The sequence below is a fragment of the Kribbella sp. NPDC051137 genome, from assembly GCF_040682535.1.
GTDB classification, from domain to species: Bacteria; Actinomycetota; Actinomycetes; order Propionibacteriales; family Kribbellaceae; genus Kribbella; species Kribbella karoonensis.
In genome coordinates this window covers 74,447-98,854 of record NZ_JBFBBI010000002.1, presented here as the reverse complement: position 1 = coordinate 98,854, position 24,408 = coordinate 74,447, and the positions used below count along the sequence as shown (strand labels likewise).

Annotated in this window: 27 protein-coding genes and 1 tRNA gene; 12 read left to right on the top strand and 16 right to left on the bottom strand. The window is 69.7% G+C overall.

The features are described from left to right. Nucleotides 1-14: 14 nt before the first annotated feature. From AB0M51_RS07960 to AB0M51_RS07950, 3 genes are all read right to left on the bottom strand, one after another. Nucleotides 15-545: a hypothetical protein gene (locus tag AB0M51_RS07960; RefSeq protein ID WP_344201882.1), complete on the bottom strand. Its 531-nt coding sequence runs from the start codon at nt 543-545 to the stop codon at nt 15-17. Nucleotides 546-589: 44 nt separating this feature from the next. Continuing rightward, nucleotides 590-775 (bottom strand): PspC domain-containing protein, encoded by a 186-nt coding sequence (locus tag AB0M51_RS07955; protein WP_344201885.1) that lies wholly within the window; start codon nt 773-775, stop codon nt 590-592. Between the two features lie 136 nt (nt 776-911). Beyond that, on the bottom strand, nt 912-1,745 hold the full coding sequence (locus tag AB0M51_RS07950; protein ID WP_344201888.1) for a hypothetical protein: 834 nt from the start codon (nt 1,743-1,745) through the stop codon (nt 912-914). Nucleotides 1,746-1,825: 80 nt separating this feature from the next. Between AB0M51_RS07950 and AB0M51_RS07945 the strand changes: the two genes are divergently transcribed. Continuing rightward, nucleotides 1,826-1,897: transfer RNA gene (locus AB0M51_RS07945), tRNA-Arg, on the top strand. 133 nt (nt 1,898-2,030) lie between these two features. Here AB0M51_RS07945 and AB0M51_RS07940 read toward each other — a convergent pair. Genes AB0M51_RS07940 through AB0M51_RS07925 form a run of 4 tightly spaced genes read right to left on the bottom strand, consistent with a single transcriptional unit; the run spans nt 2,031 to nt 5,735 of the window. Next, nucleotides 2,031-2,957, bottom strand: coding sequence for an SDR family NAD(P)-dependent oxidoreductase (locus AB0M51_RS07940; RefSeq protein ID WP_363748596.1), 927 nt, complete (start codon nt 2,955-2,957; stop codon nt 2,031-2,033). After that, nucleotides 2,954-3,391: an SRPBCC family protein gene (locus AB0M51_RS07935; RefSeq protein WP_344201894.1), complete on the bottom strand. Its 438-nt coding sequence runs from the start codon at nt 3,389-3,391 to the stop codon at nt 2,954-2,956. The genes AB0M51_RS07940 and AB0M51_RS07935 overlap by 4 nt, the downstream gene beginning before the upstream one ends. After that, entirely contained in the window at nt 3,388-4,854 is a 1,467-nt protein-coding gene (locus AB0M51_RS07930) for an SDR family oxidoreductase (RefSeq protein ID WP_344201896.1), read from the bottom strand. Before AB0M51_RS07930 ends, AB0M51_RS07935 begins: the two co-directional genes overlap by 4 nt. Next, complete coding sequence (locus AB0M51_RS07925; protein ID WP_344201899.1) at nt 4,851-5,735, bottom strand: cobalamin B12-binding domain-containing protein; 885 nt, start codon at nt 5,733-5,735, stop codon at nt 4,851-4,853. Before AB0M51_RS07925 ends, AB0M51_RS07930 begins: the two co-directional genes overlap by 4 nt. A 94-nt stretch (nt 5,736-5,829) precedes the next feature. Between AB0M51_RS07925 and AB0M51_RS07920 the strand changes: the two genes are divergently transcribed. The 3 genes from AB0M51_RS07920 to AB0M51_RS07910 are packed head-to-tail and all read left to right on the top strand — an operon-like array spanning nt 5,830 to nt 8,953. Continuing rightward, nucleotides 5,830-7,077, top strand: a complete 1,248-nt coding sequence (locus tag AB0M51_RS07920) for an FAD-dependent oxidoreductase (protein WP_344201901.1) — start codon at nt 5,830-5,832, stop codon at nt 7,075-7,077. Then, on the top strand, nt 7,074-7,739 hold the full coding sequence (locus AB0M51_RS07915; RefSeq protein ID WP_344201904.1) for a DUF1365 domain-containing protein: 666 nt from the start codon (nt 7,074-7,076) through the stop codon (nt 7,737-7,739). The genes AB0M51_RS07920 and AB0M51_RS07915 overlap by 4 nt, the downstream gene beginning before the upstream one ends. After that, entirely contained in the window at nt 7,736-8,953 is a 1,218-nt protein-coding gene (locus tag AB0M51_RS07910; RefSeq protein ID WP_344201907.1) for a cyclopropane-fatty-acyl-phospholipid synthase family protein, read from the top strand. Before AB0M51_RS07915 ends, AB0M51_RS07910 begins: the two co-directional genes overlap by 4 nt. Here the strand turns inward: AB0M51_RS07910 and AB0M51_RS07905 are convergent. Then, complete coding sequence (locus tag AB0M51_RS07905) at nt 8,887-9,420, bottom strand: helix-turn-helix domain-containing protein (RefSeq protein ID WP_344201910.1); 534 nt, start codon at nt 9,418-9,420, stop codon at nt 8,887-8,889. The two genes, AB0M51_RS07910 and AB0M51_RS07905, sit on opposite strands and share 67 nt — an antisense overlap. Before the next feature lie 98 nt (nt 9,421-9,518). Between AB0M51_RS07905 and AB0M51_RS07900 the strand changes: the two genes are divergently transcribed. Then, the gene (locus AB0M51_RS07900; protein WP_344201912.1) at nt 9,519-11,018 is read left to right on the top strand and encodes a serine hydrolase; all 1,500 of its coding nucleotides are present in this window, start codon (nt 9,519-9,521) and stop codon (nt 11,016-11,018) included. On the opposite strand, the gene AB0M51_RS07895 is transcribed toward AB0M51_RS07900, so the two are convergent. Genes AB0M51_RS07895 through AB0M51_RS07885 form a run of 3 tightly spaced genes read right to left on the bottom strand, consistent with a single transcriptional unit; the run spans nt 10,999 to nt 13,124 of the window. After that, entirely contained in the window at nt 10,999-11,589 is a 591-nt protein-coding gene (locus AB0M51_RS07895) for a maleylpyruvate isomerase family mycothiol-dependent enzyme (protein ID WP_344201915.1), read from the bottom strand. The two genes, AB0M51_RS07900 and AB0M51_RS07895, sit on opposite strands and share 20 nt — an antisense overlap. 18 nt (nt 11,590-11,607) lie before the next feature. Beyond that, complete coding sequence (locus tag AB0M51_RS07890; RefSeq protein ID WP_344201918.1) at nt 11,608-12,798, bottom strand: sigma-70 family RNA polymerase sigma factor; 1,191 nt, start codon at nt 12,796-12,798, stop codon at nt 11,608-11,610. After that, entirely contained in the window at nt 12,795-13,124 is a 330-nt protein-coding gene (locus AB0M51_RS07885; RefSeq protein WP_344201920.1) for a YciI family protein, read from the bottom strand. Before AB0M51_RS07885 ends, AB0M51_RS07890 begins: the two co-directional genes overlap by 4 nt. A gap of 59 nt (nt 13,125-13,183) precedes the next feature. On the opposite strand from AB0M51_RS07885, the gene AB0M51_RS07880 reads away from it, so the two are divergent. After that, nucleotides 13,184-13,570, top strand: coding sequence for a VOC family protein (locus AB0M51_RS07880; protein ID WP_344201922.1), 387 nt, complete (start codon nt 13,184-13,186; stop codon nt 13,568-13,570). Here AB0M51_RS07880 and AB0M51_RS07875 read toward each other — a convergent pair whose 3' ends face one another. Genes AB0M51_RS07875 through AB0M51_RS07865 form a run of 3 tightly spaced genes read right to left on the bottom strand, consistent with a single transcriptional unit; the run spans nt 13,571 to nt 16,784 of the window. After that, on the bottom strand, nt 13,571-14,503 hold the full coding sequence (locus AB0M51_RS07875; protein WP_344201924.1) for a DUF1177 domain-containing protein: 933 nt from the start codon (nt 14,501-14,503) through the stop codon (nt 13,571-13,573). It abuts the gene before it with no gap. A gap of 14 nt (nt 14,504-14,517) precedes the next feature. Further along, on the bottom strand, nt 14,518-16,119 hold the full coding sequence (locus tag AB0M51_RS07870; protein WP_344201927.1) for an OPT/YSL family transporter: 1,602 nt from the start codon (nt 16,117-16,119) through the stop codon (nt 14,518-14,520). Then, entirely contained in the window at nt 16,116-16,784 is a 669-nt protein-coding gene (locus AB0M51_RS07865) for an AroM family protein (RefSeq protein WP_344201929.1), read from the bottom strand. The genes AB0M51_RS07870 and AB0M51_RS07865 overlap by 4 nt, the downstream gene beginning before the upstream one ends. A gap of 121 nt (nt 16,785-16,905) precedes the next feature. Here AB0M51_RS07865 and AB0M51_RS07860 point away from each other — a divergent pair, with 121 nt between their 5' ends. From AB0M51_RS07860 to AB0M51_RS07835, 6 genes are all read left to right on the top strand, one after another. Further along, nucleotides 16,906-17,685: an IclR family transcriptional regulator gene (locus AB0M51_RS07860; protein WP_344201932.1), complete on the top strand. Its 780-nt coding sequence runs from the start codon at nt 16,906-16,908 to the stop codon at nt 17,683-17,685. A 10-nt stretch (nt 17,686-17,695) separates the two neighbouring features. Further along, a complete protein-coding gene (gene pepE, locus AB0M51_RS07855; protein ID WP_344201935.1) occupies nt 17,696-18,403 on the top strand; it encodes a dipeptidase PepE in 708 nt (235 codons plus the stop codon). Between the two features lie 40 nt (nt 18,404-18,443). After that, entirely contained in the window at nt 18,444-19,217 is a 774-nt protein-coding gene (locus AB0M51_RS07850) for a phytanoyl-CoA dioxygenase family protein (RefSeq protein WP_344201938.1), read from the top strand. Nucleotides 19,218-19,286: 69 nt separating this feature from the next. After that, a complete protein-coding gene (gene zwf, locus AB0M51_RS07845) occupies nt 19,287-20,774 on the top strand; it encodes a glucose-6-phosphate dehydrogenase (RefSeq protein WP_344201940.1) in 1,488 nt (495 codons plus the stop codon). 14 nt (nt 20,775-20,788) lie between these two features. Beyond that, nucleotides 20,789-21,550, top strand: a complete 762-nt coding sequence (gene cobF / locus AB0M51_RS07840; protein ID WP_344201942.1) for a precorrin-6A synthase (deacetylating) — start codon at nt 20,789-20,791, stop codon at nt 21,548-21,550. A 57-nt stretch (nt 21,551-21,607) separates the two neighbouring features. After that, nucleotides 21,608-23,146: a carboxylesterase family protein gene (locus tag AB0M51_RS07835; protein ID WP_344201945.1), complete on the top strand. Its 1,539-nt coding sequence runs from the start codon at nt 21,608-21,610 to the stop codon at nt 23,144-23,146. Here the strand turns inward: AB0M51_RS07835 and AB0M51_RS07830 are convergent. After that, nucleotides 23,100-23,738: a TMEM175 family protein gene (locus AB0M51_RS07830; protein WP_344201947.1), complete on the bottom strand. Its 639-nt coding sequence runs from the start codon at nt 23,736-23,738 to the stop codon at nt 23,100-23,102. The two genes, AB0M51_RS07835 and AB0M51_RS07830, sit on opposite strands and share 47 nt — an antisense overlap. Before the next feature lie 43 nt (nt 23,739-23,781). After that, the gene (locus AB0M51_RS07825; protein WP_344201949.1) at nt 23,782-24,273 is read right to left on the bottom strand and encodes a MarR family winged helix-turn-helix transcriptional regulator; all 492 of its coding nucleotides are present in this window, start codon (nt 24,271-24,273) and stop codon (nt 23,782-23,784) included. Between the last annotated feature and the right edge of the window lie 135 nt (nt 24,274-24,408).

Here is a 24,408-nt window from a genome sequence, read left to right as displayed (position 1 = left end):
GCGCGGTACGGAGATCACCTCCGGGCGGTGACCAGGATGTGACTGCTGCGTACCAGTGGGGTGTTCCAGGCGGCGGGCTTGCCGTCGACGGTCACGCTCAGGCTCTTGCAGGCGTCGGCGAGGCACTTGGCGTCGTACCGGACGCCCCAGAGGGTGAAGAACTGGGCGAGCGTGGGCTGCTCGGCGGCGGTCTTGGCCTCGACCCAGACGACGCCGTCGGTGCCGTGGGTGTGGACGGCGGCCTGCTCGGCGCGGAGCTTGTCGATGCCGATCCCGGCCGCGACCTGGACCGGCCTGCCGTCGAGGGTGACGGCGACGTTCAGCGTGTAGGGCGAGGGGCCGGAGAAGTCCAGCGGGAGCCGCTCGAACCCGGCCTCGTCGATGTAGGAAACGGCGTCCCGGGGAGCGTCCCAGGGCGGCGCGGCGGTCCGCAGGTCGGCGGCCGCGGGCGCCGCGGGGCCGATCTGGCAGCCGCCGAGCAGGACGCCGGCGACCAGCAGGACGGCCACCGTGCCGGCCGCCCGGCGCCACCTGCCTGCCCTCATGGGAGCCAGGTTGCCAGGTACGCCGGGACGGACGGCCGCCGGGGTCAGCGCTCCGCCGGCATCAGGATCCAGAGCGCGACGTAGATCAGGATCTGCGGCCCGGGAAGCAGGCAGCTGAGCACGAAGATCAGGCGCATCGTGTTCGAGGAGATACCGAACCGGCGAGCGAGTCCGGAGCACACACCGCCGATCCAGCGATCGTTGACCGGGCGAACCAGAGAGCTGGCCATGAGTACCGCGTCCTTTCCACCGTTGAGCCCCCGTCGGGCCTTGTGTCCACTATGACGGTGCCCACCGGCGGAAAGGTCCCACCTCGCCGGGGTTCCAGGGTCCGCTCAGGGGTCCCCCGTATGACGAAAGTCGCGCTCAGCGCCGGAAGCGGTAGGTCTTGCTGTCGATGCCGACGCAGACCCCCGGCGACATAACCACGACGCGCAGCGTGCCGTCGGGTTCGTAGTAGTCGAGCCCCTCCACCTCGAAGCTGCCGGAGCAGCTACTTTGCAGCGGGAGCTGCCCCAGCGAGGTCACGTGACCGGTGACGTCGCCGGAGCCGACCGGCGCGGACAGATCCACCTGCAGCAGCGGCTTCGTCGTACCGAACAGGCTGCCGTCCGGGTCGTCGGAGGAGCACAGGAGCTGGGTGGCGTTCACGAAGTCGCAGCCCTGTACGTCGCGGACCTGGTGGTCCAGGCGGACCGCAGCGGCGTACGGGAGGTTCTTCGAGGGGTCCGTGGCCGCCACACCGGGCATCGGGAGGACCAGGAGCCGGTCCATCGTTCCCCACTCCCCTGTGACCAGCCACCGGGCGTCCGGGCTCACCGCGGCGAAGCTGTTGTTGTTCGCCTCCCAGGACTCCAGCGCGTGCGTGTAGTTCGACCACGTCCCGGACGGCGACTGCACGCGGTACAGCTTCCCGCCGCGGTCGTCACGCTGGTACGGCTCGACGTACCAGCCCTGTGACGCGCCTGGGTCGCCGACGTGGTTCCAGCCGCGGACCAGGAGGTCCGACGGGATGGTCCCGACACCTGTGTAGCGGTACTGCGTACTGCCGTCACGTGTGACCGTGGCGAGGCCCTGGCTCTCGTCCAACGGGCGCGCGTTGTCGGACCCGACAACGTGCCATCCGGTGACTGCCTGGGCCTGGGTCGGTAGAAGGAGGGCGGCTAGCACGGCAACAAGAGAGATCCCTGGTTTGCGCATGCCAAGACTTCTACCCCACGCCGAAGCGCCCCGATTCGGAATTGGCATGAACATGCTGCTAATGTTCTGCTCGTTCCTGAGCCCCCGTAGCTCAGGGGATAGAGCACCGCCCTCCGGAGGCGGGTGCGCAGGTTCGAATCCTGCCGGGGGCGCGACCGATCTGGCCGATCTGTGTGCACAAAGAGCGTGCACCTGGATCGGTCGTTGTGTTTTCTGGGGGCGGAGCCCCCAGACCCCGCCCGGAGGGCTTCGCCCCCCGGACCCCCCTTTGGGTGGTCCCGGGCGTCAGGTGGTACTCGAGGGTGGGGGTTGTGGGACGCCTGCCTGTTCCAGGCAATAGGTCCAGGTGGTTTCCGTGAGGGTGCTTCGGGTTCGGTCGAGGTAGTGGGTGGGGCGGATTCGTCTGTCGTGCCAGAAGTTGCCGGTTGGTGGGGGCGGCTCGGTTGCGGCCAGCCACACTGCTGTGTCTGCGCCTTGCTCCGGTGTGCGCAACAGCGGTCCGGTCAACCGGGCGAACCCGGGCAGCGAGGTTGTCAGGCCCGGGGTGTCGGACCAGCCCGGATGCATCGTGGCGATCGTGACCGGGGCGAAGTGGGTAGCCATGAGCGGGGTCAGGTCGACCTGGATGCGTTTGCTGCGGGCGTAGGCGACGGCCGGCTTGTAGGGGCTGTCGCGGTACTCGGGGTCCCTCGGGAGGGGTTGGGTGTACATGCCGCCGGAGGCTACGAAGATCGCTCTGGCCAGGTGGTCTTTGAGGAGTTCGGTGAGCAGGAGCGGGCCCAGTACGTGGGTTGCCAGGGTTAGTTCGTGGCCTTGGGGGCTCTCGGTTCGGGTGGGCGGCATCACGCCCGCGTTGTGGATCAGGGCGTGGATGGGCTCTTCGACGGTGGCGGCGTAGGCGCGGACCGAGGTCAGGTCGGCGATGTCGCACTGGTCGAGGATGAAGGTGCCTCCGGTGGATTGGAGGTCGGCCAGGGCGGTGGTGGCGTTGGACGGGTCTCTCACTGCCAGGCGGACGGTGGCGCCCAGGGTGGCCAGGGCTGCCGCGGTGGCTTTGCCCAGGCCTGAGCGGGCGCCGGTGACGATGACCGTTTTGCCTTGCAGAGCTTGGGGTTCAGGGTCGTCGACGGGCCAGGTGCGGCTGCGGAGGGCGTAGCCGAGCTTGGTGTAGCCGGGAACGACCAGGCGGTCCAGCAACGTGTCCAGGCTCATGCAGCCAGCTTTCCGAGCGCGTTGCGCAGGCCTTCCTCGGCCTCCTCGCCCAGCTGCTCGAACGGTTTGCGCAGGAAAGGTTCGGCGAACCGGGCCAGGCCCTTGAGCCGGAACTCGGCGCGGTAGGTGACGCGAGTGCTGTTGGCATCCCCGCGGAACGTCATGGTGTCGCGGGCAACGATCGTGCGGTTCTCACCGCGGAGGACGATGCGCTCCGGCCTGACGTAGTCCTCCACCACGTAAACCAGCTCGGTCTCGCGGCCCTTGAAACGAGAGGTGTTGCGGTACGTCGTCCCCGGCCCGCCGGCGCCGGACAGCAGGATCGTACGGACCGTGCCCGGGTCCCACTCTTCGGTGTTCCGGAAGTCGGAGAGGTAGTCGAAGACGCGCTCCAAGGGCGCGGCGACCGGTACTTCGCGTTCGACGACGATCATCGGGGATCCTCCGCTCGTTCGGCCGCGTGGGCGATGTTGCGTTGCATTCCCCCGAAGACGACGTCGTGGAACGGACTGATCGCCGCCCAGTACAGCTCACCCGGCAGCCCTCGCGGGTGGAACAGCGCGCGCTGCCGGAACAGCGTGCGTCCGTGCTCGTCGCTCCCCGCCTGCAGCTCCAGCCAGGCCTCGCCGGGCAGCCGCATCTCGGCGCGCAGCCGGAGCAGGCGGCCGCGGTCGAGGGCCTCGACCCGCCACCAGTCGAGGGGGTCGCCGACCGACAGCGCGTCGGGGTGCCGCCGGCCGCGACGCAGCCCGGGACCGCCGACGATCCGGTCGAGCAGACCGCGGGTCCACCAGCCGAGCCGCCACGAGTACCAGCCGCGCCGCCCGCCGATACCCTCGATCACCTTCCAGAGCTGCTGGGGCGACGCGTCGACCGTGCAGTCGCGTTCGTCGACGTACAGCGAGCCGCCGCTCCAGTCCGGGTCGCCCGGCAGCGGATCGCTCGGTGCGCCGGGCGTCGCCGCGGACGCCCACGACGTACTCACGTCCAGGTCGTGCACCTTCTTCAGCGCGAGCTCGACCGCGCGGTCGAAGCCGATCGGGTCGTGCGGGCCGGCGTACCGGTCGATGTCGTGTTCCTTGCAGACCACTTCGTGCACCAGGCTGTCGACGAGCGGCCGGGCGATACCGCTGGGGACCGGGGTGACCAGCCCGACCCAGTGGCTCGACAGGCCGGGGCTGAGCAGCGGGAGCGTCACGATACGGCGCGGACGGAGGCCGGCGACGGCGGCGTACCGCTGCATCATCGCGCGGTAGGTCAGCACGTCCGGACCGCCGATGTCGAAGCCGCGGCTCACGCCGGACGGCATCCGGGCGGAGCCGACCAGGTAGTGCAGCACGTCCCGGACCGCGATCGGCTGGATCCGCGTGTCCAGCCAGCGCGGTGTCACCATCACCGGCAGCCGCTCGGTCAGGTAGCGCAGCATCTCGAACGAGGCGGAGCCCGAGCCGATGATCACCGCGGCCCGCAGCACGGTCGTCGGAACGCCGGCGGCGAGCAGGATCTCGCCCACCTCGCGCCGGGATCCCAAATGGGGCGACAGCTCCTCGCCCTCCGGGTACAGCCCGCCGAGGTACACGATCCGCCCGACCTGCGCCTCGCGGCACGCGACCCCGAAGGCGAGCGCGGTCCGCCGGTCGCGCTCCTCGAACCGGCGGCCGGTACCGAGCGCGTGGATCAGGTAGTACGCGACGTCGACGCCGGCCAGCGCCTTCGTCAACGCCACCGGATCACCGGCGTCGCCCTCGGTGACCTCGACCCGGGACCGCCACGGACGGTCGTCGAGACGCTGCGGACGGCGGGCCAGGACGCGGACGTCGTACCCGGCCGTGAGCAGCTCGGGGACCAGCCGGCCGCCTATGTAGCCGGTGGCTCCGGTCACCAGGACCCTGGTCATCGGTCTGCCCATCGCTCCGCGGCGGTGACCGGGTCGTCCTCGACGTACTGCGCTCCGACCGCGACGGCGAGGTCCTCGGAGGCACCGGCGCCGGCCAGCGCGACGGACCGGTCCTGGGCCAGCCTGACGAGTTCGGGACGGATGGCGTCGAAGCGGGCAGCGTCGGTCGCCGCGAGCATCACCAGGTCCGGCTCGAGCACGTCGGCGGTGCGTGCGATGTCGGTCGTCGGCGAGTCCGCGCCCAGGAACACCACCCGCCAGCCGCAGCGACGCAGGACCAGCCCGAACGACAACAGGGCGATGTCGTGCAGCTCGCCGGGCGGGCAGGCCAGCACGGCCCGCGGACCGTGGCCACCGCCCCAGCCCGGTGCCAGCGCCGCGAGGCGGGAGCGGATCACGTTGCTCGCGAAGTGCTCCTGGCCGACCGTCACGTCGCCCCGGGCCCACCGGTCCCCCAGGTCGTGCAGATACGGGATCAGCACGTCGCGGAGCACTGCCTCGATCGTCAGCGTGGCGAACAACTGGTCGAGTACGACATGCGCGGCGCGCTCGTCCAGGTCGTCCAACGCGACCTGGAGGCTGGCAGCCGCACCCACTGCGGCGGTACGGACGACAACGGGGTCCGGCTCCTGCGCAACGGCACCGGACTCGGCCAGCACAGCACGGGCCGCCTCAGCCGCGGACAGGCCGTCGGCCAGGTACGCCCGCATCCGCTGCACCCGGCGTACGTCGAGCTGCGAGTACAGCCGGAAGCCGCCGGGCGAACGGGTCGGCGTCAGCAGTCCGTACCTGGTCTCCCAGGCCCGTAGTACGTGCTCGCTGACGCCGGCGCGCTTGCTCAACGCACCGATCCGCAGAGCGCCCGGCACCGAAGTCTCCATGAGGTCACTATACAAAACCTAGACAGACCTTTGACGAACGTCAACAGTTCCGCCTAATCTCTAGACAATCCTTCGACAGCCTGGAGAGCTTCCCATGACCGAGTCCGTGGCTGTGATCGGTGCCGGAGTGTCCGGCCTGACCGCCTGCTATCTGCTCGCGCGCCGCTTCGACGTCACGCTCTTCGAGGCCGCGCCACGGCTCGGCGGCCATGCGCACACGCACGACCTCACCGACCCGGCCGGACGCCGGCTGGCGGTCGACACCGGGTTCATCGTGCACAACACCCGCACCTATCCCCTGCTCCGCCGGTTGTTCGACGAGCTCAGGGTGCCGACGCGGCCGACCGAGATGAGCATGAGCATCAGCGACCCCGCGCACGGCCTGGAGTTCGCCGGCGGCCGCGGGGCGACGGGGATCTTCGCGCAGCGCCGCCGGCTCGCCGACCCGCGCTTCCTGCGATTGCTGGCCGAGGTCCGCCGGTTCCACCGCCGCGCCGCCGACTACGTGACCCGGACCGACGACCACGACCTCCTGACGTTCGGCGAGTTCCTCGAGGCGGAGCGCTTCACCCCTGCTTTCATCCGGCTGTACGCCGTTCCCGTGGTGTCCTGCGTGTGGTCCTGCGGCGGCAACTCGGCGTTGACGTACCCGGCCCGCTACCTGTTCCGGTTCCTCGACCACCACGGCATGCTCTCGATCGGCGGGTCGCCGCAGTGGATGACCGTTACCGGTGGCTCCCGGACGTACGTCGACGCCGTCGCGGACCGGCTCGACGCCGTACGCACGGGCCGGCCGGTGCGGGCCGTACAGCGGCACCCGGACGGTGTCGCGGTGACCGTTGCCGACGGCAACACGTTCGACTTCGACCGGGTCGTCGTGGCCACGCACGCGGACCAGGCACTCGACCTGCTGGCGGATGCGACACCTCAGGAGAAGGCCGTCCTCGGGCCGTTCGGGTACAGCCGCAACGAGACGGTCCTGCACACCGACACGTCGTTGCTGCCCGCAACGAAGAACGCCCGCGCCTCGTGGAACTACGTCGTACGCCCGGGCGCTCCGCTGACGACGTACTGGATGAATCGGCTGCAAGGGCTGGAAACCGACGAGACGTACCTGGTGACGCTCAACGGTGCCAAAACGGTCGATCCGGCGAAGGTGATCGCCCGGATGGACTACCGGCATCCGATCTACACCCCCGAGGCGGTCGGCGCGCAGGCCCGGCTAGCGGGGCTCAACACCGGCCGGGTCGCGTTCGCGGGGGCGTACCACGGCTGGGGCTTCCACGAGGACGGCTGCCGCGCCGGTGTCGCGGCGGCCAAGTCCTTCGGGGTCCGCTGGTGACGGCCGTCGGTGAGCTGCCCCCGCTCCCGGCGATCGTCACCGGCTTCGTCCGGCACGGGCGGTCCGGTCGGGTGCGGCACGCGTTCCGGCACCGGGTCTACCAGTGGCTGGTCGACCTGGACGACGTACCACGGCTGCCCTGGTACCTGCGTCCGCTGGCGCGGTTCGACAGGCGCGACCACGTGGACGTGCGGCGCTACCTGGCCGACAACGGGATCCAGTACGACGGCCGTGTCGTCATGCTGGCCAACGCACGGGTCCTGGGCCACGTCTTCGATCCCCTGACGGTCTACTGGTGCCTGGACAGCCCGTACGTCGTTGCCGAGGTCCACAACACCTATGGCGAACGGCACCTGTATCTACTGCGCCCGGACGCTGACGGCAACGCCCATACCACCAAGGACTTCCGCGTCTCGCCGTTCTACGAGGTGACCGGCAGCTACCACCTCACGTTCGCACTGGACCAGGAGCACGTCAGGGTCCAGGTCACGCTGTCCCAGAAAGGCAGTGCGGTGTTCGGCGCGAGCTTCGACGGCGTACCGCGGCCTGCTACTCGGAGGGCTGTGCTGGGGGTCGCCGTACGTATGCCGCTGATGACCCAACGGGTGTCGGCGCTCATCCGGATGCACGGCGTGTGGCTGTGGCTTCGGAGGGCGGGATGAGGGCGCGCATCGCCCGGCTGATCGTGGACCGGATGCTCGACCAGTTCCCGGTACGCGCGGTCTACCCGGACGGGACGGTCCGTGGCCGAGGTGGACCGGTGCTGGAGATCGTCCGGCCGACGGCGATGTTCGAGCGACTCGCGCGGAGTCCGAAAGTCGGTCTGGGCGAGGCGTACCAGGCGGGCGACTGGAGAGCCGGCGACGGGACCGACCTGGCTGAGCTACTCACGCCGTTCGCGGCTCGGGTCGCGCAGCTCGTGCCACGGCCGCTGCTGACGTTCCGGCGGCTTGTCGAGCAACGGCTGCCGAGCCGGCAGCGCAACACCCCGGCAGGTGCCCGGAGCAACATCCGCGCCCACTACGACCTCAGCAACGCCTTGTTCGGCGCATTCCTCGATCCGGGGATGACGTACAGCTCAGCGCTGTTCGATCACAGCGACGAGGACCTCGAGGCGGCGCAGCACCGGAAGGTCGAGCGCATCCTCGACCAGGCCGAGGTCGGCGCCGGCACGCGCCTGCTGGAGATCGGGATCGGCTGGGGCACACTGGCGATCGCCGCCGCCCGGCGGGGCGCGCGGGTCACCGGCATCACGCTGTCGACCGAGCAACTGCAGCTGGCCCGGAAACGCGTCGCCGAAGCTGGGATGACCGACCGGGTCGACCTCAGGCTGCAGGACTACAGGGCGGTGACCGGCTCGTACGACGCCGTTGTCAGCGTGGAGATGATCGAGGCGGTCGGCGAGGAGTACTGGCCCGAGTACTTCCGCACCATCGACCGGCTGCTCGCGCCGGGCGGATCCGTCGCGTTGCAGGCGATTCTGATGGAGCACGACCGGATGCTCGCGACCCGGACGTCGTACGGCTGGATCCAGAAGTACATCTTCCCGGGCGGGCTGATCCCGTCCCGGACCGCGATCGACGAGACTCTGGCGACGCACACGACGCTGGTGGTCGAGGACGACTTCAGGTTCGGCGCCGACTACGCGGAGACGCTGCGCCGCTGGCGGCGGAACTTCACCGCCAACTGGCAGGCCGTCCGTGCGGAAGGGTTCGACGAGACGTTCCGGCGTACCTGGGAGTTCTACCTGGCCTACTGCGAGGCCGGCTTCGCGTCCGGGTACCTCGACGTCGCGCAACTTCGGCTCACTCAGCTGTCCGGGAGCGAGAACATCGACAGCACCACGCGGTCCTTGCCGGGCGCTGCGGCCAGGTAGGGCTCGATCAGCTCGGTGAAACGCGCCCGGAACTCGACCATGTCCTCCGGGCTCAGGTACATCGCCAGCTGGGAGTAGCCGAGCTGGTCCATCCGCGAGTACAGCTCGCCGTGCTCGACCACGCGGTCGAAGTCGGCGGCCAGCCGGGTCAGCATCATCAGGAACGCCTGCCGGTGCTGGTCCGGCGTCATCGCCCGCGCCTCGCGGACGTCGATCCGGCCGACCTTGGTCTGGTCCAGCGAGAGGGTGCGCTCGGTCGTGCCGCGGACCTTGCGCTCCCGGACGACGGTCAGGTAGCCGGCGTCGATCAGCGCGGCGACGTGCCGGTACAGCGTGGTCGTGGGGATGTCGGGCAGGTCCCGCTTGAGGTCCGTGGTGGTGACCTCACGACCCAGCACGCGCTGCGCGATCCGCCAGCGGACCGGGTGCAGCAGGACGTCCAGCACCGGGGTCGGCGACTCCTCCATCGGCTCTCCATCAGGGTTCTTTCAGGGTATCCATTGATACCAACAGTGGTAATAATAGCGGAATCGGTACCATCCACTCGCCCCAAGGAGACGTTGACGTGTCGCTCACCCGTCGTACCGTGCTCAAGTCCGCGGCCGCCGCCGTACCGCTCGCCGCGGCCACCACGCTGCCGTCCTCGGCAACCACACTCAGAGAACCCGTCGCGATCGGCCGGCTGGCGGAGAAGATCCAGGCCGGGATGGCCAAGTACGCGATCCCCGGCGCCGGGCTCGGCGTCTGGTACCGCGGCCGCGAGTACGTCCGCGGCTTCGGTGTGACCAGCGTGGACACGAACGAGCCGGTGACCGCGGACACCGTGTTCCGGATCGGCTCGACCACCAAGACCTTCACCGCGACCGCGATCATGCGGCTCGCCGAGCGCGGCCGGATCAGCCTCGACCGGCCGGTCCGCGCGTACCTGCCGGACTTCGCGACCGCGGACCCGGCGGTGTCGGCCCGGGTCACCGTGCGGCAGCTGCTGAACCACTCGGCCGGCTGGCAGGGCGACTACTTCGAGGACACCGGGGACGGCGACGACGCACTCCCGAAGTACGTCGCGGACATGACGAAGATCCCGCAGCTGACACCGCTCGGGAAGGTGTTCTCGTACAACAACGCCGCGATCGGCGTCGCCGGGCTGATCCTCGAAACCGTCTACGGGAAGACGTACGAGACCGCCGTACGGGAGCTGGTCATCGACCCGCTCGGCCTGGACCACAGCCGGTACTTCCGCAGCGAGCTGGCCGGGTTCAGCGTGGCCGCGTCGCACAACATCGTGGACGGCAAGCCTGTCGTGGAGCCGTCGTTCGACCGGGTGCCGCGTGGGCTGCACGCGGCGGGCGGGCTGATCTCGAGCCCGCGGGACCAGCTGCGGTACGCGCGGTTCCACCTGGGCCACAGCGGTCTCCCCCAGGTGATCAGCGACCGCACCAGGCTGTCCATGCAGTCGCACCCGGGCCCTGGCGGCACGCTGTTCGTGGAGCTGAACGGCGTCGGCGTCAGCTGGATGCTGCGGCCGACCGCGCAGGGGCCGACGGTCGTACAGCACGGTGGTGACTGGTCCGGACAGCACTCCGGGTTCCTGTTCGTACCGCAGCGGGACTTTGCGATCACGCTGCTCACCAACTCGGAAAGTGGGCCGTTGCTGGTGGCCGAGCTGTTCGCGGACGACTGGGCGCTGCAGGAGTTCGCGGGCGTCGACAACCTGCCCGCCGTACCGCGGGAGCTGCCGGCACGCCGGCTGGCGGAGTACGTCGGGACGTACGTCGCCCAGCAGATCGGCTTCGACGGTAAGCCCGAGGACATCGGGCTGGACGTCACAGCCGACGAGGGCGAGCTCGTGGCGAGTGCCGGCGGCCAGGCGATGTTCCGTTTCGCCTTCTACCGCAAGGACTTCGTACTGGCGTTGAACCCGGACGGCACGCCGACCCACACGCGTGCCAACTTCGTCCGTGGCGACGACGGCCAGGTGGAGTGGCTGCGCTACGGCGGTCGCCTGTTCCGCTTCCACGCCGCCGGCACCCGCAAGCCTGCAGCCTTCAGCCACCGTGTGCTTTAGGGACCTTACGGCCGCTCATCCACAACAGCAGTTCCTGGGCGGTGCCGGTGCGTGGCTCACCGGCACCGTAGGTCCAGTCGAGGTCCGTGGCTTGCAGCTGTACGCCGGTCAGGTCGACGCCGAAGTACTTGATCTGCCGTGGCTTCATCGCGTCGAAGATGCGACGGAGCCGGTCCAGGGGTACCTGACGGTCGATGCCTAGCGCAACGGTCATGTCGAGACCGTGGATCACGTCGTGCGACAGGGCACCCTCGTAGCCGCCGCCCGGGGGCTTCCACGGGTTGTCGACGTTCTGCTTCAGGCAGTCGAGGAGCTCGGCCGAGGTGAGCGTCGCCGCGTCCTGCCGCGCCTGCCGGTCGGCGTACCGGTTGAAGTTGCCGCCGGCCCGCACCATCCCGGCCAGGAACCGTGGCATCGGGATCCGGTACGGCATGGTGATGTGCGCGACCACCTCACGCACCCGCCAGCCGGCGCACAAGGACGGCCGGTCCCAGTCGTCTTCCGTCAGCCCGGCCAGCATGTCCGCCAGCTCGGCCCGCTCACCTGCCACAGCACTTCTGATGTCCGTCATACCCCACCGACGAACGGGTCAGCGCGGGACGGACACCTCTTTCAGCCTTTTCTGCAGGTACAGGCGTTCGGCGTCGGTGGCGGCCAGGTCGAGGGCCTCGCGGTAGGCGGTGGCTGCTTCAGCCGGGCGATTCAGCCGGCGGAGGAAGTCCGCTCGGGTCGCCGGGAGCAGGTGGTAGCCGGTCAGTGGACCGGCCGCGAGCTCCTCGACGAGCCGTAGGCCGACAGCGGGGCCGTCGGCCATACCGATCGCTACGGCACGGTTCAGCGCGACCACAGGGGTCTGCGGGAGCTGGGCGTAGAGCCCTGCGATCTGGGACCAGTCGGTGTCGTCCGCAGTACGTGCAGTCGCGTGGCAGGCTGCGACAGCCGCCTGGATCTGGTACGGACCGGGAACACCGAGCCCTAGCGCAGCGTCCAGGACCTGTGTGCCCTCGGTGATCTGCTGGTGGTCCCATTGCGTGCGGTCCTGCTCTTCCAACGTGACCAGTGCGCCGTCCGGCGCCAGCCGGGTGTCCCGGCGGGAGTCGTGCAGCAGCATCAGTGCGAGCAGGCCGCCAGCCTCAGGTTCGTTGGGCATCAACTCGACGAGCAGCCGCGCCAACCTGATCGCCTCACTGCTCAGCTGACTCCGGACGACGTCGGAGTACCCCTCGTTGAACAGCAGGTACAGGACCGCCAGTACGGCGGGTGTGCGCTCCGGCAGCAGGTGTGCGGGCGGCACGCGGTACGGAATGCCGGCGTGCTGGATCTTCTGCTTCGCACGGGTCAGCCGCTTGGACATGGTCGATTCCGGGACCAGGAACGCGCGTGCGATCTCCGCCGTACTCAGACCGGCCAGTGTCCGCAGCGTCAACGCCACCCTGGCCTCCATCGCCAGCGCGGGGTGGCAACAGGTGAACATCAGCCGCAGGCGGTCGTCAGGTACGTCGTACGCCGGCTCTGACGGCTCATCACCCAGCGCGGCCACCTGCCGCAGCTTGGCAGCCCCCACGGCCTCCCGACGCAGCCAGTCGATCGCCTTGTTGCGGGCGGTCCTGGTCAGCCACGCACCCGGCTTGTCCGGTACGCCGTCGGTTGGCCAACGCTGCAACGCCGCGGCGAACGCCTCCTGCGCGCACTCCTCGGCAAGCTCCCAGTCACCGGTCACGCGGATCAGGGTGGCGACCACCTGACTCCACTCCTGCCGGTAGATCTCGTCGAACGTCACACCGGCGGCTCGAGGACCGGCCGGATCTCGATCGTGCCGTAGCCCGCCGCCGGGTGCTTCGCGGCGATCTCGATCGCCTCGTCCAGATCGGCGCAGTCGATCATCACGAAGCCGCCGATCTGCTCCTTGGTCTCGGCGAACGGCCCGTCGGTGAGCAGCAATTCCCCCTCCCGCACCCGGATCGTGGTCGCCTCGTCCGGCGGCCGCAGCCCGGCGCCGCCGGCCACCACGCCGCGGCCCTCCATCTCCTCGGTCCAGCCGCCGCACCCGTCGTTCGCGTGCTCCGCGGCGGACTCGTCTCCACAGATCATCAGCAGGTACTTCACGCCCTCATCCTCGCAGGTCTAGCGTCGGCGGCAAGGAACTCATTGGGGGAGGTACCGCGATGACTGGTCGGATCGTGCACTTCGAGGTGCCGTACGACGACGGTGAGCGAGCGCGGGCGTTCTACCGCGAAGCCTTCGGGTGGAACCTGACGGAGATGCCCGAGATGAACTACACGATGGTGTCCACCGGGCCGGTGACCGAGCAGCAGATGCCGGCCGAGCCGGGCTTCATCAACGGCGGGATGTTCCAGCGCAGCGCCGGCAACGCCGACCTCAGCCGGCCGGTGCTGACCGTCGACGTCCCGGACATCGACGCCGCCTGGAAGACCATCGAGAGCCTCGGCGGCGAGCGCGTCGGCGAGAAGATGCCGGTCGGCGACATGGGCTTCGCGGCCTACTTCAAGGACCCGGAGGGCAACGTCCTCGGACTCTGGCAGAACTCCTAGTCATCGACCCATCGTCTGCAGGTGCCGCATCGAGCCGTAGCGGCTGGTGAGCCGGTCGAAGTCGGCCGGGTCGAACAGCGCGCAGGTGCCGGCGCCGTAGCTCTTCGCGGCCTCGACACAGAACCGGGCGGCGGACTCGACACTGGCCAGGTCGGTCGCGCCGGTCCCGCAGCCCGGTACGGCGGTCTCGGTCGTGATCGCGACGCCGACCACCGGCGAACTGGTCGCCGTACACGGCTGCAGGATCGAGTTCACGTGGTACACGTCGTTCCCGTACGGCGTGATGTCCTGCATCGTCAGCGGCAGGACGGCAGGCAGCCGGCCGGTGACCTGGGACGCGAGCTCGAGCAGATCCTCGCTGACCCGCAGGATCCAGCCCTCCTTCACGGTCGGCGAGATCGCGAACCCGTGATGGTTGACGATCCGGTTGCCCTTGGTGGTGTCCACCGACAGCACCGCCTCCATCGCGGCCTCGACCTCGTGCTCGTTCATCGCGGCGAGGTCCACCGGCGAGTCCATGAACGGCACCGGCTCGTGCGGCCGGGTCGGCGCGTCCGGGCAGACGTGCGTCGCGACGATCACGTCCCCCGGCAGCCGGTCGCCGCGCCGAGTCATCGACCCCAGCTTGGCCGCGACCGCGAGCGCCACCAGCGCCCCGTCACCGTCCGACACGAACCCGATCCGCTCCGGCCGCGCTCCCAGCCCACCGAGCCGCCCGATCACCCCGAGCGTCGGTACGTCGCCACCGGACAACCGGCCGGCGCTGCCGGGGATCACGGCGCGCACGAAGTCGGTGCTGCCCTTGTCGCCTCGCACCGTTGTCACGGTGACGTCGTCGACGCCGCACTTGCGCAACCAGGCCGCCACCATGTCACCGGAGGCCGACGCGTCGTCGAGCAGGTCGTACAGGTCGAGTACTTCACGCCATGGCATAGCTGTCGATCTCCTCAGAACTTGGTTTTGACGAGGCTGTTGCCGAAGCCCCACAACGCGTCGCCGGCGATGAAGCCGGCCGCCGCGATGGTCATCTGCGAGTCCGCCTCGGGTCCCTTCCAGCGGCGGTACGCGATCCGCAGCACGATCCCGGCGAGAACCGTCCAGCCGGCGATCGGATTCACGATCAGCGTGCCGGTGGCGAGCATGATGCCCATCTGCCGCTTCGGTCCGCCGACGGCCTGGACGATCGCGCCGGGCACCGCCCAGAGCAGCAGCTTCCCGATCAGTCCCGGGTCGACGCCGGCCTGGATGGTCTTCGCGTAGACCTGCACGATCGGCGGGAACAGGTCGCGGTCGAAGTACACGTGGTAGGTCAGCGCGACCACCGCGGCGGCGACGGCCATGCCGATGACACCCGCGAACAGCTGCTGGCGGCGGCCCGCGAGCTCGAAGGCGGGGTCCGCTCCCCGGCCGCGGAGCAGCCAGCCGGCCTTGAAGTCGTACCCGGCGTCCGCGAACGCCGGTCCACCGGCCGCGATGAACCCGACCAGCAGCGCGAGCGCGATCGGCGGGAATCCGAGCAGCATTCCGATGGTGAGGAAGATCAGCGAGGTCGCGAACGACGGGAACCAGCCCGAGTGCATCGCGGACAGCCCGACGATGAACTCCGCGACGATGCAGGACACCGCGGCGTACAGGACCCAGAGCACGAGTTCACCCACGCCGAGGTCGCTGATCAGTCCACCGATGACCGCGAGCAGTACGGCGGCAGCGACGTACAGCACGAAGCCGCGCGCGAGCCCCCGGGCGGCGTCGGAGTCCTGCCGCGTGTAGGCCACCTCTTCCTCGGCCGAACCGGTCTTGGGGCCGGGCCGGGGCGATCGACGGTCGCGGGCGACGACCACAACCGCCTGGATCAGCGCCACCAGCCCGGCGCCGACCATCAGTCCGTGCGGGATGTAGTGCGCCGCGATGTCCAGCCCGAACAGGTCCGTGCTGTAGCCCCGTGCCAACAGCCCGATGCCGAACATGGTCAATGCGACGACGTTCCCGATGAACGCCACGCCGAACGCCGACATCGGGATCCCGAGCCACGACCCGAGCAGGCCGACCGCCGTACCGGCCCCGAGCAGCGCGGCCCGCTTGCCGCCCTCGTCGCCGGCCTTGATCGCCTCGGCCGCGGCGACGCCCGGAGGCCACGCGCCCTGACCGGGGAACACCTTCGAGTCGAACAGCCAGTACAGCATCACGAAGTCGATCAGCATCGCCAGCCCGGCGCCGATCAGCATCGGCCAGACCAGCCCGGCCCGGCCGAGCACGACCGGGATCGCGATCGGCAGCAGCAGCGAGTTCGCGGCCGCGAAGGTCGCCGTGGAGATCGTCGACTGCACCAGGTTCTGCCGGTGCACCGACCGGAACGGACGCAGTACGGCGAGCGGCACCCGGCTGAGCGCGATCGCGACCAGGACGCCGATCAACGCGGTGTTCGGGGTGACGCCCAGGGTCGTGATGATCTGCAGGCCGATGACCGAGCCGACCACTGCACACACCACGAGCAGGATCAGCGTGGCGGGCTCGAACGCCCGCGGATGGCCCTTCGCCGGAAGTCTCATGTCAGCTCCGCGGTGAGTCGCGCGACAACCGACCGTGAGAGGACCACCGGCAAACCGGACGCGGCCGCGGCGGCCTCCCGATGCTGCTGCGTGTAGCCCATGCAGTCCAGGACCAGCAGCTGGACGCCCTCGGCCGCCAGCGAGCGCGCGGCGTGCTCCAACTCCGCCAGCCCAGGCTGGTACGGCGTTGCCGACGCCACCTTGATCTTCTGCTTCAGCTGCACGAACTTCTCGTACGTCTGCTGCTCCTGCTCCGCCAACGGGCAGATCACCCCTGCCGCCGAATCGCCCGCGAGCGCGGATAGCCCCGCGGTGAGCAGCGGACCGGCGAGCAGCAACGGCCGGCTGTGCCGGAACGGCGGGAACTCCCCGGTGCAGACGAGCAGTACGACGTCCGCACCCTCGGCCTCGAGGACGTCGACGGCGGCCTGCACGCGCGGCAGGATGCCGGCCCGTCCGATCACCACCGACGAGCCGTCGCGCAGCCGCGTCGTCAAGGTCTCGTCGCCCGGGGACGGTGCGAGACCCGCGAGGTCCGCCGTACCCAAGTCGTCCAGGGCACCGCGCTGCCGCACCTCGACCGAGGGCGGCAGCCACTGCAGCAGCTCCGGGAACATGTCGGTGCGCGGCGACTGGCCGATCGTGACAACGCCCAGCACGGTCACGCGATCGCCTCCTTGAAGTCCATGCCGAAGAGGTTCGAGGACAAGCTGCGGAATCTGCAACGACTTCCCGTTATATGAGAGAGGAATTCGATAATCGGGTCTGTGCGCTACCGTTCTGGGCGTGGAGCAATCGCCGCTGCAGACCGTGGACCGGGCGCTGCAGGTCCTGATCTCGTTCACCGAGCAGCGCCGGGACTGGGGTGTGATGGAGCTCGCCGACGAGCTCGGGATCGACAAGTCGTCGGCGCAGCGGCTGCTCGCGGCGCTGGCGTTCCGCGGGTTCCTGCGGCCGGACCCGATCAGCCGGCGGTACAGCCTCGGGCCGACGATGTGGCGGATGGCCGCGCTCTGGGAGCGCACCGGCGGGCTCGCCGCGCTGGCCGACGGCGTCCTCGCGCGGCTCGCCCAGGACACCGAGCGGACCGCGACGTTCACGATCCCGGACGGTTTCCACGTGCGGTGCATCGCGGCGGTCGACGGCGGCGGCGGTCCGCTGCGCAGTCACCCGCTGGTCGGCGACCTCTACCCAGCGCACGCCGGCGCGACCTCCCGCGCGTACTTCGCGTTCCTCGACCGCAACGAACGCCGCGCCCTGCTGTCCGGGCGGCCGTTCGCCCGGTTCACCGACCTGACCGAGGTCGACGAGGCCGCACTGGAACGGGTCTTCGAGGACACCGTCCAGACCGGCTGGGCGTTCTCCGACGGCGAGTACGACGCCGCCACCCGGGCGATCGCGGCGCCGGTCCGGCTCGGCCGCCGCCCGATCGGCTCGCTGACCGTGGTCGAGGGCAAGTCCGAGGAACAGCCCGGCGACATCCGGGACCACGTCCCACGGTTGCTGGAGGCAACCGAAGAACTGAGCAACCTGCTCGCGCACCGTACGCCCGCCCGCCGACGTTGAAGGATCACCTGTGGAACTGCTGCTGCTCTCGAACTCCGCCACCCACGGCCGCCCGTTCCTCGACCACGCGCTCGACGCCTTGCGCGAGCTACTGCGCGGTGCCGGCGAGGTCGTGTTCGTGCCGTACGCGCTGGCCGACCACGACGGGTACACAGACAAGATCCGGGCTGCGCTGAAGCCGCTCGGGGTGTCCGTCCTCGGCGCCCACACCACGCCGCTGGCGGCGGCGGAGGCGATCTTCGTCGGCGGCGGGAACACCTTCCGGCTGGTCAAGACGCTGCACGAGCGCGGCGACCTGGAGGTGATCCGGGACCGGGTCCGCGCTGGTGCGCCGTACATCGGGTCGAGTGCCGGGACGAACCTCGCGGGGCCGTCGCTGCGGACCACCAACGACATGCCGATCGTGCAGCCGCCGTCGTTCGAGACGCTCGGCCTGGTGCCGTTCCAGCTCAACCCGCACTACCTCGACCCGGACCCCACGTCGACGCACCAGGGCGAGACCCGGGAGACGCGGATCAGCGAGTTCCTCGAGGAGAACGACGTACCGGTGCTGGGGATCCGGGAAGGCACCTGGCTGCGACTGCACTCCGGAACGCTGACGCTCGGCGGTCTCCCGGCGGGCGCCCGGCTGTTCCGCCGCGACGCCGTACCCGAGGAGATCCCGACCGGCGCCGACCTGTCGGACCTGCTCAGGACCACCCCACGCTTCGACGCGTAAACCGGTCGCGCGCGGGCATCCGCCGGGCTACGTTCGGCGCATGCTGACGGACACCCAGCGAGCCGACTTCGAGCGCACCGGCCTGCTGCGGGTCGAAGGCGCGGTCCCGGCGCCGGACGTCGATGCGATGTGCGACCGGATCTGGGAGCACGTGCGCGCCGAACACGCGATGGAACGCGACGACCCGGGCACCTGGCAGGTCGACACCCGGCTGTCCGGGCTGCGCACCGTCGGCGGGCGCCGGGAGTTCGAGCGGATCGGCAGTCCGGCGATGCGCGCCGCACTGGACGGCCTGCTGGGTGAATGGACCACACCGGCGAAGTGGGGCATCCTGCTGGTCACGTTTCCTCAGCTCGAGCAGACCAGGTGGGACGTGCCGTTCGGTGTCTGGCACAACGATTTCGTGCCGTACGACGCCACCCGGCCCGGGCTGCGGGCCGTGCAGTTCTTCCTGCTGCTGAACGACATCCTGCCGGGCGGCGGCGCGACGGTCGTCCTGACGGGCTCGCACCGTCTGGTCGAGAAGTACGCCGACCCCGCCGGTGACGGCCCGCATCCGAAGGCTCTCCGGCAGACCCTCGCAACGGTCGATCCGTGGCTGCGGGACCTGTGGGTGCGTGACAGGCCGGCCGAGGACGACAGGGTACGGCGGTTCATGACCGACGGCGCCGTGGTGGACGGCGTACCGCTGAAGGTCGTCGAACTGACCGGACGGGCCGGGGACGTGTACTTCATGCACTGCGACACGTTCCACGCGGCGGCGCCGAACTGCCTCGACCGGCCGCGGATGATGGCGACGAACATCATCCGCTGACGGTTCACCTCCCGTTGCCCGCGGGCACCTAGACTGAGGGCTCCGGTGATGTCCTCGGGAGGACCGAAAATGCCAGACCGTACCCAGACCATCGCGTACCCGGCGCCCGGGTCGCGCCCGTCGCGGCGGGATCCGGAGCCGCTGGCCCCGCATGTGATCGTGCTGTTCGGCGCGACCGGCGACCTGGCCAAGCGCAAGCTGCTGCCCGGGCTGGCGTACCTGCAGCAGTCGAAGTTCGCGCCGGACGTGCGGATCATCGGGACCGCGACCGAGGACCTGAGCTGCGACGAGTTCCGGGACCGGGCCCGGCAGGCGGTGGAGAAGTTCGGCACCCACAAGCTGAACGACGAGCAGTGGGCGCAGTTCGCCGAGCGGCTCGAGTACGTGCCGGTGACCGCGGGCCCGGAGGCACTCGCGTCCGCGGTCAAGAAGGCCGAGGAGCTGCTCGGCCCGGACACCCGGCGGCTGCACTACCTGTCGGTGCCCCCGAAGGCGGCCCAGGCGGTGATCGCGATGCTCCGCGACGCCGGACTGGTGGAGCGTGCCCGGGTGGTGATGGAGAAGCCGTTCGGTGACGACCTGGCCTCCGCGATCGAGCTGAACGACTTCGTCCACGAGACCTTCGACGAGTCGCAGATCTTCCGGATCGACCACTTCCTCGGCAAGGAAGCGGCGCTGAACATCCTCGCGTTCCGGTTCGCGAACGGCCTGTTCGAGCCGATCTGGAACCGGAACTTCATCGACCACGTGCAGATCGACATCCCGGAGTCGCTCGGCCTCGACCAGCGCGCCACGTTCTACGAGCCGACCGGCGCGTTCAAGGACATGGTCGTCACGCACCTGATGCAGGTGATGTCGTTCGTCGCGATGGAGCCGCCGACCGCCCTGGAGCCGCGGGCGATCTCGGAGGAGAAGAACAAGGTCTTCCGGTCGATGCTGCCGCTCGATCCGGCCTGCGTGGTCCGCGGGCAGTACTCCGGGTACCGGCACGAGGAGGGCGTCGCGCCGGACTCCGACACCGAGACGTTCATCGCGCTGAAGGTCGAGATCGACAACTGGCGCTGGGCCGGGGTGCCGTTCTTCCTGCGCACCGGCAAGAAGATGGCCGAGGGCCAGCGGATCATCTCGATCGCGTTCAAGGAGGCGCCGAAGACGATGTTCCCCGCCGGCTCCGGTGTCGGCTCCGAGGGCCCGGACCACCTGACCTTCGACCTCGCCGACTCCTCGCGGGTCTCGCTGTCCTTCTACGGCAAGCGCCCCGGCCCCGGCATGCGGCTGGAGAAGCTGTCGATGCAGTTCTCCACCCAGGAGACCGCGGGCGCGGCCGACGTACTGGAGGCGTACGAGCGGCTGATCCTGGACGCGATGCGCGGTGACCACACGCTGTTCACCACGGCCGAAGGCATCGAATCGTTGTGGGACCGCTCGGCACCGCTGCTGGAGGACCCGCCGCCCGCGAAGCCCTACCAGCCCGGCACCTGGGGCCCGAACGCGATCCACCAACTGATCGCTCCACGCGCCTGGCGCCTCCCCTTCGAGCGGGAGTGGCGCGAGTAGTTAGGCTGCCCGGCATGCGGGAGATTCTGGTCATCGGGGTCGGTGCGGGCGATCCGGAGCAGGTGACGATGCAGGGCGTGTCGGCGCTGAACCGGGCCGACGTGTTCTTCGTGCTCGACAAGGGCGAGGTCAAGCAGGAGCTGGTCGACCTGCGCGCCGAGATCCTGCGGCGGTACGCGACGGCGAAGGAGTACCGCGTCGTCGTCGGGCAGGACCCGGAGCGGGACCGGACGACATCGGCGTACGTCGAGGCCGTGGACGACTGGCGGCGGCGCCGGGCGGACGTGATCGCGGGGATGATCGCGACCGAGCTCGGCGAGGACCAGGTCGGCGCGTTCCTGGTGTGGGGCGATCCGTCGTTGTACGACAGCACGCTGGCGATCCTGGACGACATCCAGGCGCGGGGCGAGCTGGCGTTCGAGGTCGAGGTGATCCCGGGGATCAGCAGCGTGTCGACGCTGGCGGCGCGGCACCGGGTCGGGCTGAACCAGGTGGGGCGGCCGATCCAGATCACCACCGGGCGACGCCTGGCGACCGGGTGGCCGGACGGGGTCGACGACGTCGTGGTGATGCTGGACGCGCAGACCGCGTTCACGGAGCATCTGGATCAGGACGCGGTGATCTACTGGGGTGCGTACCTGGGGACGCCGGACGAGCTGTTGGTCTCGGGTCCGGTGCGGGAGGTGGCCGCGCAGATCGAGAAGGTGCGCGCGGAGGCGCGGGAGCGCAAGGGCTGGATCATGGATACGTATCTGCTTCGTAGACCAAAGTCTTAGTAGGTCTGGACTCCCGAACGAAGTCGTCGAAGGACTCTCCGGCAGAGGCTGCTGGGTATGAAGAGAATCTTGGCGACGATGGTGGCGGCGGGCGGTCTGCTGATGGCCTTCGCGGGCCCCGGCGAGGCCTCACAAGCCGTACGAACAGACAAAGGATTCGTTGCAGGCAAGGCGGTCGGGGACTCCCTGGTGTACGACGGGATCCCGTACGCCGCTCCCCCGGTCGGCGCGCTCCGCTGGAAGGCGCCGCAGCCGGCCGCCGCGTGGAACGGCGTACGGCCGTCGGAGGTTCGGGACGTGTGCCCGCAGCAGGCGAACTCCGAGGCGCCGAAGGGGTCGTCCGCCGAGGACTGCCTCTACCTGAACGTGACCACTCCGGCCCGGGCGTCGGCGACGCCGCGCGCGGTGGTCGTCTGGCTGCCCGGCGGCGGGTTCTTCTCCGGGGCAGGCAGCAGCTACGAGGCGTCGAAGTTCGCGGCCCGCGGCGACGTGGTCGTTGTCACGGTCAACTACCGGCTCGGCATCTTCGGCTTCTTCGGGTATCCGGGCCTGCCGGGCTCCGGGACGTTCGGCCTGCAGGACCAGCAGGCGGCGCTGCGCTGGGTGCAGCGCAACGCCGGCGCGTTCGGCGGCGACCCGCGCAACGTCACGGTCGCGGGCGAGTCGGCCGGCGGGATGAGCGTCTGCGCGCAGCTGACGTCGCCGACGTCGACGGGCCTGTTCGCGAAGGCGATCATGCAGAGCGGATCGTGCGCGTTCAACTGGGCCGCGAACAGCCAGTACCCGGGCCAGACCGCGGACTCCCCCTGGATCCCGGCCGGCCAGGTCGAGGCGAACGGCAAGGAATGGGCCGCCGGCAAGAAGCTTTCCTGTACGACGATCGAATGCCTGCGCGCGCTCAAGGCCGACGTACTCGTCGACGACACCCTCGCCTTCACCCAGATCGGGTACGGCGGCACCGCGGTCGCGCCGTTCTCCCCGGCGAAGGCCATGCGGGCGGGGCTGTTCCACCGGGTGCCGATCATCTCGGGCAACAACCACGACGAGGCGAACGGGTGGCTGGCCGCGTTCGGTGACATCAAGGACTACCCGGCGCTGGTGAGGAACATGGTCGGCGGGTCCAAGGCGGCACAGGTACTGCAGCACTACCCGCAGTCCCGTTACGGGTCGCCCGCAGCCGCATGGGGTGCTGTGACGACGGACAGGATCTGGTCGTGCACACAGGTTGCGACAGACCGGCAGGCAGCGCGCAAGGTGCCGGTGTACGCGTACGAGTTCGCAGACAAGCACTCGCCGATCGCAGCACCAGGGCTGGGCGCTGCACACGCCATGGAGCTGCCCTATCTGTTCCGGCTCGGTGGCCACGACTTCCCGATGTCAGCGCCGCAGCAGCAGCTCTCGGACCAGATGATCGACTACTGGACCGCGTTCGCCCGTACAGGCGACCCGAACGGCCCTGGCCGTCCGCAGTGGTCTCCGACCGGCAGCAGCTCCGTCAGCGGCGTTTCACTCGCTCCGACCGACCAAACCGGCATCCGGCAGGTCAACCTCAGCTCTGAGCACCAATGCCGGTTCTGGGCTGCTCTGGGTGCCTGAGGCGCCAGACGCGCATCACCGGCGTCGGTAGAAGCAGCAACAACATCGCGTAGAAGTTGATGCCCGGCACAAGGGACCCCAGCAGGAACGCGACCAGGGTGAACCCGGTCAGCACCAGGGAGCCGGTGAGCTCCCGGCGGCTGACCGGGTTGTCCGGTGTTTCGAGCTCCTTGTGCCCGTGGACCAGCAAGGCGAGCGCGGACTGGCAGATGCTGAGCACGAGGATCGTTCCGATGTACACACCGGCGACGAACCGGTCGCTGTCGAACGCGCCGACGATCTCGGTCGTGAACGGCAGGACGACGATGGTGAGCAGCCAGAGCAGGTTCAGCCGCATGATGCCCGCGGTGTAGACGCGCACGTGCTCGAAGATCCGGTGGTGTCCGAGCCAGAAGTTGGCGATCACCACGAAGCTCAGCAGGAACGTGAAGATCTCCTGCCGGTGCTTGGTGATCACGCTGACCGCGTCGCCGCCGTGGTCCTTCACCTCGGGGACCAGGTCGACCAGCGGCAGGACGAGCAGCGTGATGGCAATCGCCACGACCGCGTCCGTGAACAGCACCAGCCGGTCCGGGTCTCTCGACTTACTCACGGCCGACAACAGTAGCTGTACCGCGGAGCAGGCCGGTTCTGGATCAGCTGATGCGTTGGCGGGAGCGGCGGACCGGCTGGGCGGTGACCGGGGTCGCCAGCGGGCCGTCGACGAGCGTGGTCATCGCGTCCACGAACGGCTGCCGCTGCGGCGCGGCCAGGGCGGCCAGGGCCTCGGCGTGGACGCGGTCGACGATCTGCTGGCCCTCGGCGGCGATCCGGGCGCCGGCGTCGGTGACCGCGATGATCCGCGCGCGCCGGTCGGTGGCCGACGGCTTGCGCTCGGCGTACCCGGCCTTCTCGAGCGCGTCGACGGTGCCGACCATCGTGGTCTTGTCCAGGTACGACAGCTCGGCGAGCTGGATCTGGGTCCGCTCCGCCTCCAGCGCGTGCCGCAGGACGCACTGCATCCGCGGGGTCAGCCCGATCTCGGCCAGCGCCGCGGACAACTGGGTCTCCAGGACGTGGCCGGCGTGCGTGAGGTACCCGGTGAGGTCGGGCACGGTGGGCACGGTGCGTTCCGGGAGTTCCGCCATACCTCCGAGGGTAACGCGGAACCGTCTGCCCGCAGATGATCCCGATCCGGATCATTCTCGGTCGCGGGAAAACGACGTCCTGCTCACGCCGGACCGAGCTGTCGCGAAACCGCGAGCCGGGGGCGGGCGGCGCCG

What these genes read in the sequence shown, in the direction of transcription:
- AB0M51_RS07930 (WP_344201896.1), bottom strand. Translation starts at nt 4,854, where the DNA reads ATGACCAGGGTCCTGGTGACCGGAGCCACCGGCTACATAGGCGGCCGG.
- AB0M51_RS07895 (WP_344201915.1), bottom strand. Translation starts at nt 11,589, where the DNA reads ATGACGGACATCAGAAGTGCTGTGGCAGGTGAGCGGGCCGAGCTGGCG.
- AB0M51_RS07955 (WP_344201885.1), bottom strand. Translation starts at nt 775, where the DNA reads ATGGCCAGCTCTCTGGTTCGCCCGGTCAACGATCGCTGGATCGGCGGT.
- AB0M51_RS07920 (WP_344201901.1), top strand. Translation starts at nt 5,830, where the DNA reads ATGACCGAGTCCGTGGCTGTGATCGGTGCCGGAGTGTCCGGCCTGACC.
- AB0M51_RS07940 (WP_363748596.1), bottom strand. Translation starts at nt 2,957, where the DNA reads ATGAGCCTGGACACGTTGCTGGACCGCCTGGTCGTTCCCGGCTACACC.
- AB0M51_RS07880 (WP_344201922.1), top strand. Translation starts at nt 13,184, where the DNA reads ATGACTGGTCGGATCGTGCACTTCGAGGTGCCGTACGACGACGGTGAG.
- AB0M51_RS07835 (WP_344201945.1), top strand. Translation starts at nt 21,608, where the DNA reads ATGAAGAGAATCTTGGCGACGATGGTGGCGGCGGGCGGTCTGCTGATG.
- AB0M51_RS07910 (WP_344201907.1), top strand. Translation starts at nt 7,736, where the DNA reads ATGAGGGCGCGCATCGCCCGGCTGATCGTGGACCGGATGCTCGACCAG.
- AB0M51_RS07870 (WP_344201927.1), bottom strand. Translation starts at nt 16,119, where the DNA reads ATGAGACTTCCGGCGAAGGGCCATCCGCGGGCGTTCGAGCCCGCCACG.
- AB0M51_RS07925 (WP_344201899.1), bottom strand. Translation starts at nt 5,735, where the DNA reads ATGGAGACTTCGGTGCCGGGCGCTCTGCGGATCGGTGCGTTGAGCAAG.
- AB0M51_RS07905 (WP_344201910.1), bottom strand. Translation starts at nt 9,420, where the DNA reads ATGGAGGAGTCGCCGACCCCGGTGCTGGACGTCCTGCTGCACCCGGTC.
- AB0M51_RS07825 (WP_344201949.1), bottom strand. Translation starts at nt 24,273, where the DNA reads ATGGCGGAACTCCCGGAACGCACCGTGCCCACCGTGCCCGACCTCACC.
- AB0M51_RS07935 (WP_344201894.1), bottom strand. Translation starts at nt 3,391, where the DNA reads ATGATCGTCGTCGAACGCGAAGTACCGGTCGCCGCGCCCTTGGAGCGC.
- AB0M51_RS07950 (WP_344201888.1), bottom strand. Translation starts at nt 1,745, where the DNA reads ATGCGCAAACCAGGGATCTCTCTTGTTGCCGTGCTAGCCGCCCTCCTT.
- AB0M51_RS07875 (WP_344201924.1), bottom strand. Translation starts at nt 14,503, where the DNA reads ATGCCATGGCGTGAAGTACTCGACCTGTACGACCTGCTCGACGACGCG.
- AB0M51_RS07850 (WP_344201938.1), top strand. Translation starts at nt 18,444, where the DNA reads ATGCTGACGGACACCCAGCGAGCCGACTTCGAGCGCACCGGCCTGCTG.
- cobF (WP_344201942.1), top strand. Translation starts at nt 20,789, where the DNA reads ATGCGGGAGATTCTGGTCATCGGGGTCGGTGCGGGCGATCCGGAGCAG.
- AB0M51_RS07960 (WP_344201882.1), bottom strand. Translation starts at nt 545, where the DNA reads ATGAGGGCAGGCAGGTGGCGCCGGGCGGCCGGCACGGTGGCCGTCCTG.
- zwf (WP_344201940.1), top strand. Translation starts at nt 19,287, where the DNA reads ATGCCAGACCGTACCCAGACCATCGCGTACCCGGCGCCCGGGTCGCGC.